General features: G+C 37.5%; 8 protein-coding genes and 1 tRNA gene. 4 read left to right on the top strand and 5 right to left on the bottom strand.

Features of this window, described 5'->3' with window-relative positions; all coding sequences use genetic code 11:
* The first annotated feature begins 20 nt into the window (after positions 1 to 20).
* The 4 genes from rimP to rbfA are packed head-to-tail and all read left to right on the top strand — an operon-like array spanning position 21 to position 5,064.
* Positions 21 to 482, top strand: coding sequence for a ribosome maturation factor RimP (gene rimP / locus BMY21_RS12990; protein ID WP_074644878.1), 462 nt, complete (start codon positions 21 to 23; stop codon positions 480 to 482).
* Positions 483 to 520: 38 nt separating this feature from the next.
* The gene (gene nusA, locus BMY21_RS12985) at positions 521 to 2,017 is read left to right on the top strand and encodes a transcription termination factor NusA (RefSeq protein ID WP_074644876.1); all 1,497 of its coding nucleotides are present in this window, start codon (positions 521 to 523) and stop codon (positions 2,015 to 2,017) included.
* An 18-nt stretch (positions 2,018 to 2,035) separates the two neighbouring features.
* A complete protein-coding gene (gene infB, locus BMY21_RS12980) occupies positions 2,036 to 4,681 on the top strand; it encodes a translation initiation factor IF-2 (RefSeq protein WP_074644875.1) in 2,646 nt (881 codons plus the stop codon).
* Complete coding sequence (rbfA, locus tag BMY21_RS12975) at positions 4,681 to 5,064, top strand: 30S ribosome-binding factor RbfA (RefSeq protein WP_074644873.1); 384 nt, start codon at positions 4,681 to 4,683, stop codon at positions 5,062 to 5,064. Before infB ends, rbfA begins: the two co-directional genes overlap by 1 nt.
* Before the next feature lie 70 nt (positions 5,065 to 5,134).
* Here the strand turns inward: rbfA and BMY21_RS12970 are convergent, their stop codons facing one another.
* From BMY21_RS12970 to BMY21_RS12950, 5 genes are all read right to left on the bottom strand, one after another.
* Positions 5,135 to 6,094 (bottom strand): SH3 domain-containing protein, encoded by a 960-nt coding sequence (locus BMY21_RS12970; RefSeq protein ID WP_074644871.1) that lies wholly within the window; start codon positions 6,092 to 6,094, stop codon positions 5,135 to 5,137.
* A 20-nt stretch (positions 6,095 to 6,114) separates the two neighbouring features.
* Positions 6,115 to 6,867 (bottom strand): hypothetical protein, encoded by a 753-nt coding sequence (locus tag BMY21_RS12965; RefSeq protein ID WP_074644870.1) that lies wholly within the window; start codon positions 6,865 to 6,867, stop codon positions 6,115 to 6,117.
* A 71-nt stretch (positions 6,868 to 6,938) separates the two neighbouring features.
* Complete coding sequence (gene pbpC, locus BMY21_RS12960) at positions 6,939 to 9,266, bottom strand: penicillin-binding protein 1C (RefSeq protein WP_074644868.1); 2,328 nt, start codon at positions 9,264 to 9,266, stop codon at positions 6,939 to 6,941.
* Positions 9,266 to 14,761 (bottom strand): alpha-2-macroglobulin family protein, encoded by a 5,496-nt coding sequence (locus tag BMY21_RS12955; RefSeq protein WP_083379874.1) that lies wholly within the window; start codon positions 14,759 to 14,761, stop codon positions 9,266 to 9,268. Before BMY21_RS12955 ends, pbpC begins: the two co-directional genes overlap by 1 nt.
* Positions 14,762 to 14,865: 104 nt before the next feature.
* A tRNA-Val gene (locus BMY21_RS12950) sits at positions 14,866 to 14,939 on the bottom strand.
* Positions 14,940 to 14,993: the final 54 nt, after the last annotated feature.

The raw sequence follows: 14,993 nt of genomic DNA, 5'->3' as shown, positions 1-14,993 counted from the left end.
CGGCGGATTAAAAAGGATTTATGGAATACACATCTTACAAAAGCATTAAGTATTATGATGAATGTGCTGCTCTTGTTGAGGGAATGGGCTTTAAGCTTGTTGATTTGAAGATTGTTCCTTCTAAGACTACCACAAAGATTTCTGCAATGATTGCTTCAACTGAGCCGGATGGTAATATTGGAGTTAATGATTGCGCAAAGGTTCACCGTGTTCTTCTTCCACGCCTCGAAGCGCTGCTTGGAACTGAAGATACTATGATGGAACTTACAAGCCCTGGTATTGAGCACAATATTAAAAATGCGGCAGAGTTCGGAGTATTTGCTGGACGTGCTGTTCGTGTCTGGGATAAGACTGTTACTGACTGGGTTAGCGGTAAGATTCTTTCTGCAGATGATAAACAGGTAACTTTGGAAGCAGAGGATGGAAAATCTTTCTCTGTTTCTTATGAAAATATTGCGAAAGCAAAATTTGACTATAACTAAGACAATTATTTAGGGAAATAATTCCCGAGGAGTTGAAGATGTCAGAAATGGCAGAGGCAATCCGAGCGTTGATTTCGGAAAAAGGTTATTCAGAGGATTCTGTAAAACAGACTATTGAAAAGGCTCTGAAGGCTGCTTATAAACGCACTTATGGTGATGATGAGAATGCAATTGTAAAATTCAATGATGATATGTCGGATGTTTCAATTTATTCACGTAAGGTTGTTGTAGACGGTGTTTACGACCCTGTTAAGGAAATTGAACTTGAAGATGCAAGAAAGCTTGCTGGAGACGAAGTTGAAGAGGGTGATGAGATTGATATTCTTGAAGACCCTAAAACTTTTGACCGTTCGGCTGTTACTGTTGGAAAGCAGACTGCTCACCAGGGATTGAACGAAACTTATAAGACATCACTGATGAACGAATATAAAGACAAAATTGGTGAAATGATTATCGGATATCACCAGCGCGAACGCAATGGAAATATCTTTGTTGACCTTGGAAATGCAGGTCGTATTGAAGGTTTCCTTCCAACAAAATATCAGTCAAAGCTTGAGATTTATGAAAAGGGAGACAGAATTAAGGCTCTTATCGTAGACGTTAAGCCAACAAATACTGGTATTCAGCTTGTTCTTTCAAGAAGCGATACAAAGCTGGTAAGCTCTATTCTTGAAAAAGAAGTTCCAGAAATTGCTGACGGAACTGTTGAAATTAACAGAATCGTTCGCGATGCAGGTTACAGAACAAAGATTGCTGTTTCTTCTGCTCGTGAAGAGGTTGATCCTGTTGGAGCTTGTGTTGGTCTTCGTGGTGTTCGTATTCAGAATGTTATCCGCGAACTTATGAACGAAAAAATCGACGTTCTTAAGTGGGATGCTGATCCAGCTGTATTCATTAAGAATGCACTTTCACCAGCTCAGGTTGAACGTGTAATTATTACTGATGCAGACAAGAAACAGGCTCTTGCAATTGTTGAAGATTCTCAGTTCTCTCTTGCAATCGGTCGCCAGGGACAGAATGTTCGCCTTGCAAACCGCTTGTGTGACTGGAATATCGATGTTAAGACTATTGAACAGGCTGAAGAACTTGATCTTTCTTCATTCAACACTGTTCAGAATGCACGTAACCTGTTCAACGACGAGGCTGTTGAAGAGATTTCTAAGATTTCTGAGCTTCCTGGAGTTGATGCTGAAGTTGCAGCTCTTCTTAAGGCTGCTGGAATTGAAGAGTTCCAGGACTTCGTTGAAGCTTATGATAATGGCACAATTAATGTAGAAGGAGTTTCTAAAGAAGCTCTTGATAAGATAAACGAACTTATCAATGAAAATGTAGAGTTCGTAGAGGAAGATGAATCTGATGCATCTGAAGCTCCTGCAGAAGAGGCTGCTGCTCAGCCAGAAGCTCCAGCAAGCGAAGAAGCTGCTGCAGAAGAGGAAGAAGAATACTTCTGTCCTGAATGTGGTGCAAAGATTACTTTGGATATGACTCACTGTCCAAATTGTGGCGTTGAGTTTGAGTTTGAAGTAGAGGAATAAGGAAGGTAGAAGATAATAATGGCTGAAGAAAACGAAAAAAAGCCCGGATTTGTAGTGCATAAGAAACAGCAGGATTCAACTCCTGCCACAGCTCCTGAAAAGAAAAAGGTAGTTGTTGTAAAAAAGAAGGCACCTGCAGCTCCACAGACAAATACACAACCTCAGGGACAGGCTGGTCAGTCAGGCGGTAATGGACAGAAGCATGTTGTCGTTAAGAAGAATGAGAATGCGGCTCCTGTACAGCATAAACCAGAATCTAAGCCAGCTGGTAATGGAACAAGACCTGAAGGTGCTAAGCCTCGTGCTTTTGAATTAAACTCAGCTCGCCCAAATGTAAAGGCTGGTAATCTTTCAGATAAGCCTAGACAGGGTGGATATAACCGCGACAGAAACGGAAACGGTCAGGGCGGATATAATCGCGGCGGACAGGGAGGACAGGGTGGCTACAACCGTGACAGAAATGGTCAGGGCGGTGGCTTCAGCGGCTCTCAGGCTCGTCAGAATTATCAGAACCGCGACCGCGATAACAACGGCCAGGGCGGACGTCAGGGCGGCTTCAACCGCGGCGGACAAGGTGGCCAGGGCGGATTTAACCGCGGTGGTCAGGGAGGCCAGGGTGGATTCAACCGTGGCGGCCAGGGCGGACAGGGAGGCTTTAGACCTCGTACAGGCGGAATGGGAGGGGCTGCTCCAGTTCCTCCGGTAGATCAGTCACGCCAGCCAGCTAAAAAGGCATTTAAAGGCAAAAAACAGATATATAACCGCAAGGACGAAGAGCAGTACGATGATAACCTCTTTGGTCAGAAGAAGAAGGTTGAAACTCCAGCTTCTGTAGTACCAAAGTCAATCGATATCATGGAAACTATTTCGGTTTCTGACCTTGCTCGTAAGATGAATCTTAAGGCAAGTGAAGTTATCGGAAAGCTTATGGGCATGGGTATGATGGTTACAATTACCCAGTCTATCGATTCTGATACTGCAACTCTTCTTGCTGCAGAATATGGCTGTGAGGTTCACCTCGTAAGCCTTTATGATGAAACTGTAATTGAAAGCGAAAAGGATGATGGTGTAGAACTTCTTCCACGTCCTCCAATTGTAACTGTAATGGGACACGTAGACCATGGTAAAACAAAGACTTTGGATGCTATTCGCCATGCAAACGTTGCTGCCGGAGAAGCTGGTGGTATTACTCAGTCTATCGGTGCTTACTCAGTTTCAACTCCTAAGGGAAAAATTACATTCCTTGATACACCAGGTCACGAAGCATTTACTATGATGCGTGCACGTGGTGCTCAGGTAACAGATATCGTAGTTCTTGTAGTAGCTGCTGATGATGGTGTTATGCCTCAGACTATGGAAGCTATTGCTCATGCTAAGGACGCTAAGGTTCCTATCATCGTTGCTGTAAACAAGGTTGATAAGCCTGAAGCTAACCCGGACCGTGTTAAGACTCAGCTTTCTGAGCAGGGACTTACTCCGGAAGAATGGGGTGGAGATACTCAGTATGTACACATCTCTGCTCTTAAGAAAGAAGGTATTGATGATCTTCTTGACGCAATTCTTCTTCAGGCAGAAATGCTTGAGCTTAAGGCTAACTACGAATGCCGTGCAGAAGGTAAGATTCTTGAATCTCGCGTAGATCAGGGACGCGGTGTTGTTTCAACTGTTGTTGTACAGCGTGGTACTCTCAAACAGGGAGATCCATTTGTTGCCGGTATTTACTCTGGACGTGTACGTGCTATGTTTGATGACAGAGGACGCCGTATTCAGGAAGCTGGTCCTTCAACTCCTGTTGAAGTTCTTGGTATGGAAGAAATGCCAAATGCGGGCGACCCATTCCAGGTAACAGAGAGCGAAAAGGATGCTCGCGCTATTTCAAGCAAGCGTCAGGAACTCAAGCGCTTCGAAGCTGCTAAGGCTGTTAAGAAGACAACTCTTGATACTCTGTTCAGCGATATTAAAGACAGCGAAGTTAAAGAACTTAAGGTTATCATTAAGGCAGATCTTCAGGGATCTGCAGAAGCCCTCAAGTCTTCTTTGGAAAAGCTTTCAACTCGCGAAATACGCCTTTCTGTTATTCACTCAAGTGCGGGTGCTATCAACGAATCAGACGTTACTCTTGCTGCGGCTGACTCTAATGCAATTATCATTGGTTTCAATGTACGTCCAACACCAAAGGCAAAAACTCTTGCTGAGCAGGAACAGGTTGAAATCAGAAAATATAATATCATCTACAAGTGTGTTGAAGAAGTTCAGCAGGCTATGGAAGGTATGCTCCAGCCGGATACAAAAGAAGAAGTTATCGGTCAGGTGGAAGTACGCAATACATTCAAGGTACCAAAGGTTGGCGTAATTGCCGGATGTTCTGTATCAGAAGGTATTGTACGCCGCACTTCAAGTGTAAACCTTGTTCGTGATGGTATTGTTATCTTCACTGGTAAGATTTCTTCCCTCAAGCGCTTTAAGGATGATGCCAAGGAAGTTTCTACTGGTTACGAATGTGGTATCGGCTTAGAGAACTGGCAGGATATCCAGGTTGGTGACCGTCTCGAAGTATTCGAGATCATCGAAGTTGCTAAGAAACTTGGTAAGACTATTGCCGAAGAAGAAGCTGAGGCTGCAAAACGTAATGTAACTGCAAGTGGTTCAGAAGGAGCTCAGTAATGGGACAGTATCGTATTCAAAGACTGAATGACCAGCTCCGCGATGAGATTTCCCAGTTGATTCTGCGTGGAGAAGTAAAAGATCCACGTGTTTCAACCTTTTTGAGCATCAACCGTGTTGAAGTTACAAGCGACTTAAGCTACGCAAAAGTTTACGTATCTTCTTTCTTGCCTGATAATCAGGTAGGAAAGGGAGTAGACGGTCTTAATGCAGCAGCAGGCTTCATTCAGCGTGAAATTGCAAAAAAACTTAGAATCCGCCAGTTCCCAAAACTTCAGTTCCACGTAGACGCAGGCATGAAAGCCGGCTTCGAAATGGTTCAGAAACTTAATGAACTGGAAAAAGAAGAAAAAGAAAGAGAAACTTCTTCTTCTGAAGAATAAATAAAAGGGGCTGTCCAAAAAGAAATGGGCAGCCCTGATTTTTTTAAGACATTTTATTGGTATCTATTGCTTATTTATTTAAGAAAGCACCAAATACCCAGCCTTCAATTCCTTCAAATTTAGGTTCTGATGACTCAGAATCTAATTCACTAACATAATACCAGCTGTCTGTGATACCATCAATTTCCTCTGTACCGTCTGTTTTCATGCTGACAAATACAGCTGGATTATTTACTGATTCGAATTGTCCAATAACTTCGCCGGCAGTTCCTGGTAATGAACGAACATTTACTTTAGAACCATCATTAGTTTTAATATATGATGAGAAGCCATCAATAGAAATTATTGAATCATCACTAAACAGTGAAATATTATAGATTTTTGCGATTTCATCAGAAATATAAGAACTGATAAGTGGAGATGTCTTCATTGATTTAGCATTATCAAGGAATTCTTTTTTCAAGTCTTCGTTTTCAGTTTTTCTTCCTTTTTCAAGAAGAAGAACAGCTTTTACATCTTTATCAGAATTACTGATTGTGTTTGAATAAACATATCTTGAACGCTTAAGACCATCGTTTGTATCATAGAATGTGATTTTTGTAAATTCATTGTTAAACTGTTTTACTGAATCACCGATAACTACAAGAGTTCCTCTTTCAAGAATAGCATTTCTATAAGAATAAAGTGTAGGTTTTGTAAAAAGAAGTGCATCTTTTTGAAGAACAGAGGCTGATGAACAGATTTCAACATCAGATTCCTGAACAAAATATGTATTTTTGTTGTATTTTACTTTGTAGAACTTTACATCAGAATAAGTTTTAGAAGATGTAACAAGATCTTTAATTACTATTTCATCAGATTCAAGTTCAAGTTCTGTTCCAGCGGTTACAGTTTCGGCCCATTCAACTCCGTTTGAATCATTTGCCTTTCTCAAAGGACCATTGTCGCGTAACATTACAACTTTTGAAGATGCTGCAAATGCATTTAATGTAAATAAAACAGATATTACTAAAATAAGAGTTCTTTTCATATTAATTTCTCCTTTTTTAATTACAGATCAGATATAATATCTGCAACATAAGATGAAACAGGCAGGCTGTTTAAAGAATCCATCAACTGTGTTTTTACATCTGGATTCAAGTTTTCATTTGACTTCATCTTTGCAATTGTCTGTAAAGCAACAATATCTGCTGAATTAGTAGAAACTAAATTACTCTTAACATAGATTCTTTTTCCAAACGCAGCTCCGCTGTAATATGTGATTTCAACGAACTCGATATCAAGATCTGTATCTCTTGTTTTAGAAGATTCGTTTACAGCTACGAGTGTTCCGGCTTCAATTTTCTTCGATGTAGCAGAGGAACCGTCTGGAGAACTGTAGGTAAGAGCCTGAGCGGTAATACACCCAGCCGTAAGAGCAGCATCATTTGTGATGAAAATATCTCTTGTCCAGTAATCTTTATCAAAATATGCAACGTGAACAAAATTAAAGGTTTCTTCTTTACCTGAGCTCAAAAGACGAATTGCTTCTTTCTGTTCAATGCTGTTGTTTTTAACATAAATGCGGATTGTTTCTCCCAAAGGAGCTTCATCTGCATAAACCATTTTACCGTCTGCATTCTCTGAATAGAACGGTGTACCGTCATAAAGAACTACAGAAGTAATAGTTTCAACTTTATTTTCTTTTGCTTTAGTGCTGTTAGTTTCATTTGCTTTTTTTGCAGGAGATTTTTTCTCATCTCCACAACTAATGAAAAGTGATAATGCACATAAAATGAAAATACTTATTGTAATTTTTTTCATAAAACCTCCAAGTTTTAATCTTTATCTTTATATTTTAATAAATATTTTAGTATTTATCTATTAAAATATTGCTAGCTCTCAAGAATTTCAAATTTTCGTTTCAATATATTTCCATTACTATCTGTAACTGTAAGAATATGAGTTCCAGAATCTGGCGAAATTGTCATTTCATGGACTTTTTCTGTGTAACCTAAATAAATACCATCAACATCCCAATAAACAAAAGTATCGGAAGAACGAACTGCAGCCTGCATTACCATAGCTCCCTGGGTGCCATCAATTTCTACAGGTATGATAATTTTTGCATTAGGCTCAGGAAATACAATAGAAAGATTGTCAGCAGAAGTAGAATGGTGCCAGGGCACAAAATCTGGCAGGGAAGTATAAACTACACTTGTATTTTTATACCAGTATTCCAGATTTGGCGGCAGTACAAATCGTTTTTCGATTTTGGGAAGAGTTCCATTATATATTCCAGCCTTTTCTCCTGTAAGGTCTTCTGTTGTTGCTCTATATTTTTTATCAAAAGTAAATGAAATTTTCTTACAGTATGGACATAGTTCCGGGGTAACGGCAGCTCTGGATCTAAAAATAGATTTAGTTTCTTTGCAATCAGGAGATGCTGCAAAGCCTGAATGAGAACAAACTGTTTGTTCTGTTAAATCATCATAAGGAATATCTGGCCAGGATGTTTTAGGTAGAACCGAGAAAATATCAAACATTACGGGAGCCGAAGTAGAAACACTTTTTAAATCTGGATTTCCCATTCCATTTGCATTTCCAATCCAAACAGCAACTGTATATTCTCGTGTAATACCAATAGCCCATGCATCTCTATTACCATTTGAAGTTCCTGTCTTCCATGCAATTCTTTTTGAATTTGCATATTTTTGCCAGTTAGCTTCATCTTCTGGGCGTATTCCTGTAGAAAGAACATTTACTGTTATCCATGAACTGCCTGTAGAAATTGGAAAGTCAGATTGTTCCATGCAGGCTTTATTCATTAAGTCAGCATAAGCACGTGCTGCTTCCCACATTGTTATTTCTCCACCTCCCAGAATAAGAGGCAATCCATAATATTCGGAATCATGATTGAAAGTTGTAAAACCACATTTTCTAAGACAATCAAGAAATCTGTTTATTCCAAATTTTCTCAGCTCGCGGATTGCAGGAATATTAAGGGAACGGGTAAGAGCTTCTGAAGCTGGTACAACACCACTGTATTTTTTTATATTATTATCTGGTCTGTAATTGCCAATGCGGGTTGGAATATCAATTACCAGCTGATCAGGTAAAAGTTCTCCTGCATCAAGCATAGCTCCATACAGAAATGGTTTTAAAAGGCTTCCGGAACTTCTTTTTGATTGAATCATATCAACTGCATAACTGTCAGGATTACGTAATGCATTTCCAGAATTTCCACAGTAAGCGAGAACTTCTTTTGTTTTAGTATCCAGAATAAGAGCTGCTGCGTTTGAAATTCCTCTTCGGGAAAATTCAGAAGACCAGTGTTCAATTATTCGGAATGTGTTTTTTTGAATATTGTAATCTAGTGTCGTATAAAATTTTGTCTGATTTTTTTTATGAGTTTGTTTCAAATATTCCAGATAATGAGGAGAATTTGAAGGTAATGGGAAAGGTTTTGAAGGAAGTGATTCTGCAAGAGAAAGTTCATAAGTTTTCTTATCAAAATATTTTTTTTGATATAGCTTATTGAGAAGATAATTTCTTTTTTCTAAAAGTATTTCAGAATTTGCACCAGGATAAACCAAAGATGGCTGGTTAGGAAGAACAGCAAGGGTTGCTGTTTCAGCCCATGTAAGTTCTGAAGGGGGGCGGTTAAAATATCTCCAGGATGCCGCTTCAAGTCCAACAACGTTTCCTCCAAATGGAGCATTTGCACAATATAATTTTAGGATATGTTTTTTTGTATATCGTATTTCAAAGAGTACGGCAATGAAAGCTTCTTTTATTTTTTGAGTGTAAGTACGTTTCGGATGATTTTCCAGAAGCCTGATAGTCTGCATTGTTAGGGTAGAACCACCGGATACAATTCTTTTTTTACTAACATTTAATTTAATTGCTCTGGCTATGGATAATATATCAATTCCAGAATGAAAATAAAAACGTTTATCCTCATAGGCAATAATTGCCTTTTTAAATTTTTCTGGAACTTCATCTGGAGCAAATCGCCATTGTTCGTCAGCAGCAACTTGCCCACCTAAGAGGATACCATTTTTATCGTAGAGAGCATAAGAATAATTCTGTGATTTTCCTACAAGACTTGCCGGAATTATAAAAATAAGGCTGGCTGAAAATAAAATCAGAACAGAAAGTAGAATTATATGCTTTCTTTTTTTTATTTTCAGCCAAAGTTTTTGGATATCAGCTTTTTTCATTATTTAAGCATTTTTACCTTAAATCCAGGATAAACAGCCCTTATATTATTATCATACATAGCTTCAGCATAAATTGCAGGTATTGTGAAATCTCCACTATAGGCAGCGGTTGCCTTAAAATAGAAAGTAACTGTACCGTTTTTATTTAAATCAAAGTATGTATATATTACATCATCTCTTATATCCTGATAGGTATAAGTTGATGAACTGTAGGATTCGTTTGAAATGCGTTCATTTGCAAATTCAAGACAAGTTCCAATAGGTACTGTCAATACAAGATTCTTAAGTTCTGTTGAACTTGTATTTGCTATCTGTACTCTTAAACTAACTTCTTCACCTGGTTTAATGTTCTTCAACTTATTAATACCATCTACCTGAAGAGAGATTCCTTTATTCTGAACAAACTCTGTTCCAGCAACAGACATTCCGCTGCAAATTACTGTTCCATAAAGTGTATTGCTGCCGGTGTTCTGGATAGTTACCATCTGACCAGGGAACTTATATGAAACTGGAAGATTTTCTGAAATAGAAGCCTGTGTGAATGTATCAGTTCTTTCTGCTATATCATTCTTTACAATATAACTTCCTCCAGAAGTTTTCTTTGCAGAATAATATGGCAGAAGAGAGAAGAGTGACCATGCAGTTTCCTGTGTATTGAGCCATTTATCAGAAGCAAGTGTTTCTGCAACGCTCTTTGCGAGGTTGTCAGTTTTTGTTGAGAAGTTATCATTTGTAAGTGTGCTTACAAAGAGATACATTGCCTGTTCTCGGATTGATGAATCAAAACTATCTCCCAGAGATCTAAAGATATTTGTAGATGGACTGAATGCATTCAAAATATCTGAAGCAGTATCTTTTCTTCCAGCCAGTGAGTAAGCTCCTGCAAGTAGAAGTTTCGCATCTTTAGATAGATCTGTTCTCATATAAAGTCTGTTCATTGCGCCAATGTCAGCTTTTCCTGCAAGTGCAATAACGAACAGTCTGTAAGCCTGAATACTTGAAGATTCAGAACTGTAGCTGTTTGACTGCCAGTCAGAAGCTGTTGTTGTAAGCCAGTTGAGTGCCGGCTCTAATATAGACTCTGGTACTTCATATCCATGATTCTTAGCTTCAATCATAAAATGAGTTGCATAACAGGTTCCCCATGAATGAGGATTACTGTTTCCAGGCCAATATCCCATTGCACCAATTGCTGTCTGATATGTTGGATAACGATCAAATACAGATTTTACATTATCTTTGATTTCGTTAATTTTATCTGGTGAAAGTTTTGCAAAATCAGAAATATAAAGTTGTGGGAATCCTCCTGAAGTAATCTGTTCAATACATCCATGTGGATACTGAATAAGATAATCAAGACGATTGTTAAGATTTATCTGTGGTAATGTAGAAAGTTCAACTTTTAAAGTTGCACCACCGCGTTCTGATGGTGTTTCTGTATTTACAGTTGTTGAACTACCAGCTTTTACAGTGAAACTCTTGCTGTAAACTACAGGTATACCTCTTGATTCAATTTCCATTGGAATTGTTGATTTTGAGGTATTCTTGTCATCTTTTACAACTGTTTCAAACAGAACATGGCCAGCTGCTTTAGTTTCAACAGTAAAGTTTACAACAATATTTCCATTTGCAGGAATATTAACTTTTTCTGTCTTAGCAAAGTTCATAATGCCTCGAGCAGAGAATGTAACTGTAATATTTTTATCAAAGTCTTCACCATTAAATATTGTTACAGGGACCTGAATAGTTTCATTTGTACCCATTGTTCTTGGCAATGCTGGTTGAGCCATAAGAGAAGATTTTACAGGAACTGATTTTTCTGCAGTTCCATAAGCACCGTTATTACCTGCAACAACAATTGCACGTACAGCACCAACATAGTAAGGCATTTCAAACTCAGTTGTTTTTGTTTCATTTGCTTTAACTGTAAATGGTCCAAAATATCTTACTACTGGAGCAAAACGGTTCTCATTATTCTTTGCATTATTAAGAATATCTTCCGAACCACCAATTGCAAGCAGTGTTTCAAGTTTTCCACTATATGCATTTATTACATAACGGTAGATATCCCAGTTTACAATTTCAGAAGCTTCTTTTTTATAGAATTCACTTCTAATTGCCGGTGCATGGTAATTTGTAAGACCAAGTAAGCCTTCATCAACAACTGCAAGTGTATAAGTCATTGGTCGTCCATTCTGTTCTGAAACAGTAAAGGATGCTTTCTTATTTGGTTCAAATGTATCTTGAGATTTAATTACCGGTGAAAGTTTCGTTAATGGATCATCTACCATTATAGGAATGATACCATACAATCTTACCGGAAGACTGTTTGCAGTCTGCATATGTGGCTGAATAAGAGAAAGGTGAACATAAACATTAGGTGCCATGTCACTTGTAATAGGGAGTTTATAGATATTTGAGCCTTTTACAGTATCTATTCTCTGTGTTTTTATAATGTGGCCACCTTTTTCAATTGAAATATAAGCGCTTGCCTGTGCATTTGAAGTAAATGTAATTTCAGCATTTTCACCAGGTGTGTATGATGTTTTGCTTGCTGCAAGAGGAAGCATTGCGGCACTTCCTGTTCCACCTTCCTGAGCACGTCCTGCCCAGCCTGGCCAGTCAATGTAAACAATTTTTGCTGCACAATGGCCATAGTTTCCATCCCGAACTTCAAGAAGGTAACGACCCCATTCTGGATATTTTACATTGAACTTAAATGAGCCTTTTCCATTTTTTGTATATAATTGTCCTGATGCAATTTTACTGTAGTAACGTGATGAAACATGAGTTGCGCTTGTATATGCATCTTTTTCCCACCACCATTTCCAGTCAATTTTATAAAGTGTATAAGTGAGATTACTATCGTTTGCAGGTTTTCCTTCTGGTGTTAAAAGAACAACATCAACTGTATGATCTGTATCTGTAAGAAGCATGTTTCGAGTAGCATCACCCTTTGGTAATTTTATACCTACATATCGGTCATAAGGTGAGTATTCCATTGATGTTGATTGTGTAGAGAAGTTGCCGGAAGGTTCATAAATTCTTGAAACAAAATTTGCACGTAATTTACCGGGCAGATTATTTCCAGCATTGAGTTGTGTATTAAATGATGCTTCTGAATCTGAGTTTAGTTTTCCAGACCAGATTTCCTTGCGGTTGAAATCAAAATCAGTTTCATAGTTAGTAAATACAAATTCAGAATATCCATCGAAATTTGTTTCTGCTTTTGAGAATGCCACTGATACATCAGCTTCGTAATTTGGAATTGAAGCTCCGTGCAGCCATGCACCTTTTAATGTGAATGAGTTATTATTCTTAGTCAAAACTTTCTGTGTAGTTTCAAGAGAAACTGCAAGTCTGTTTGGAACAATAGATTCAATGTTAAGATATTTTGACCATGTGTTTCCACCTATAGATACACGGCCTGTCCATAAACCTGTCGGTGCATCAGATGCAGTTTTAGTTGTAATAGGGTAGAAGTAATTTTCAGATTCTGTTAATAACTGAGTATCAGTTACACGTCCCATTGGATCAAGAAGTTCAAAGGTTACAGGTATATCTTTTGGTAAAGTTTTAGTAAGATCCTGTAGAACAAAAGTAAGGAAGAGACTGTCACCAGGTCTCCAGATTCCACGTTCTCCGTAGATAATTCCTTTAAGTCCTGTACCAGATTTTTCACCACCAATTTCAAAATGGCTTGTGCTTAAATTTGTTCCGGCAGAAATCTTTAAATAAGAAGTTTGTCTATTCTGTTTAGCAGTAATTACAAATGCATTTTTAATATTTCGAAGAATAAGATTACCATTACTGTCGGTTTTTCCTGCGCTGACAGTACTTCCAACATAATTATTTACTATAATATCTACATTTGGAAGTGGTTTTGCTGTTTTAATATCTGCTACAGTAATATAAAGTGTATTTGATGAATCTTTTTTAGCCATAATACCTAAATCAGAAACAAGAACGTTTCTTGAAATGGTATTTGCTGAATTATAGCTTGGAATATAAAAGGCTGGATGGTACGGATTGTTTTTATTTCTCCAGTAAGTACTTGTGTCTAATTTATTTTCCCAATAATCCCAGCTACTTTTTTCATTAGGAATAGAGTATTCTTCAATTGTATCTGGAGGCATTGGTAAGTCTGCATAGTCATCCATACCAGCTTGTCTATATTTAATTTGATCTCTTCTGAAAGAAACTCTTATGTGATACATTCCCTGTGGATATTTTTTTACAAGTTCAGAAAGTTCAAGTCCACGGGAAATATATTTATTCTGCATGGAATCATTCCAGTTGAAGTTGATTTTCTTTTCCCATACAGGTTCTCCAACTCTGAAAATTCTACTTGTACCATCAAGTTCATTGTCCTGAAGAAACTGATTAATGTTTCTTTCGTAAATTTGATAAACCTGAACAAGTACACCAGTAAGGTTTCTTGTTTCGATAGGTAATACAGAACCTTGTGTAGTTGGAAGAATTACATTTTGATTCATAAAGCGAACTGATGGAAGTTCCCAATTTTCTGACAAAGAAATTTGAGATGCCTGTGCAAGATAAATTCCTTCAGAACTTTTTATTCCAGGTTCGAATGCTACAGTTTGAATATCTGACCAATTTGAGTCACTGAATAATGATAAGGTATTTCCATGAATTGAAGTTGAAAAATCTGTTTTCTTTTTTCCGTTTAAATCTAAAGTTCGTATAAAAGAAGCAATGTCCTGAGTTGAATCAAGTGCTTTTGAAAAACTTACAAGAATTACATTCTTTTTAGAATTATTGATATCAATAATAGAAAAGGCTGTTTTTGCAGGGAGTGAAATAATCTTCTTTCCTGAAGAAAGTTTTTCCTTTGTATTTGACATACCAAGGGCTTTTCCAGACCACTTTAATTCAAGGTCTTGAGCCTTATCTGATGTATTATCAATGTTAATTGTAAAATTCCATTTTTCAGGTGTATCGGTCTTTTTCCAATTTATTTCCTGATTTTGAAATTTCATCTTTGCATTAAGAATGGTTTTAATTTCTTTTTCAGAAACAGGAATATCTGTTGAAACATTTCCTGAAACTGTATAAGAAGAACCTGTTTCATTTAGTCTGACTTCATCAAAAGTTACTTCATATGATGGTTCTTCAACATAGAAATTTCTTTCATAAATTGAAGAGCCATCCTGGAAAAGCTTAGCAAGATCAGCTTTAAGTGTAAGTTTTGAATTACCTTTGTAAGGTTCATCTGGTATAAAAGTTGCTTTATTATCTGTATATTCCCAAACACCTTTTATTTTCGGAAAGAGCTCTACAGCATCTCCAATTGGACATTTAGGAGTTTCCATAAAACTTATAGAAACAGGAGTAAGCCGTCCAATTGTAAATGGCGAGATAAATTCAATATGTGAACTATCTGTAACGCTCTGGCTGTTATAGTTCGAATTGCGTGTGCAACCAATAAAAAGAAATGAAACAAACGTAATTAAATAGAATACCTTACTTTTCATATTAAAAATTATAATATGAAAATAAAATAAGTTCTATTAATATTTTATTTAAAATTTAATTGCGTTAAATAAAAAAAAGACTTGGTAAAACCAAGTCTTATAAATGGGCAGTGAGAGGATCGAACTCCCGACATTCTGGGTGTAAACCAGACGCTCGTACCAGCTGAGCTAACTGCCCGAAACAACTGTTAGTTGATATTCAATTTATATCATTTATACGCATAAGTGTCAA

Source organism: Treponema bryantii (assembly GCF_900111035.1).
GTDB lineage: Bacteria > Spirochaetota > Spirochaetia > Treponematales > Treponemataceae > Treponema_D > Treponema_D bryantii_C.
This window is presented reverse-complemented; position numbering and strand designations above follow the sequence as displayed.

What these genes read in the sequence shown, in the direction of transcription:
- BMY21_RS12970 (WP_074644871.1), bottom strand. Translation starts at nt 6,094, where the DNA reads ATGAAAAGAACTCTTATTTTAGTAATATCTGTTTTATTTACATTAAAT.
- nusA (WP_074644876.1), top strand. Translation starts at nt 521, where the DNA reads ATGTCAGAAATGGCAGAGGCAATCCGAGCGTTGATTTCGGAAAAAGGT.
- rimP (WP_074644878.1), top strand. Translation starts at nt 21, where the DNA reads ATGGAATACACATCTTACAAAAGCATTAAGTATTATGATGAATGTGCT.
- infB (WP_074644875.1), top strand. Translation starts at nt 2,036, where the DNA reads ATGGCTGAAGAAAACGAAAAAAAGCCCGGATTTGTAGTGCATAAGAAA.
- BMY21_RS12955 (WP_083379874.1), bottom strand. Translation starts at nt 14,761, where the DNA reads ATGAAAAGTAAGGTATTCTATTTAATTACGTTTGTTTCATTTCTTTTT.
- BMY21_RS12965 (WP_074644870.1), bottom strand. Translation starts at nt 6,867, where the DNA reads ATGAAAAAAATTACAATAAGTATTTTCATTTTATGTGCATTATCACTT.
- pbpC (WP_074644868.1), bottom strand. Translation starts at nt 9,266, where the DNA reads ATGAAAAAAGCTGATATCCAAAAACTTTGGCTGAAAATAAAAAAAAGA.
- rbfA (WP_074644873.1), top strand. Translation starts at nt 4,681, where the DNA reads ATGGGACAGTATCGTATTCAAAGACTGAATGACCAGCTCCGCGATGAG.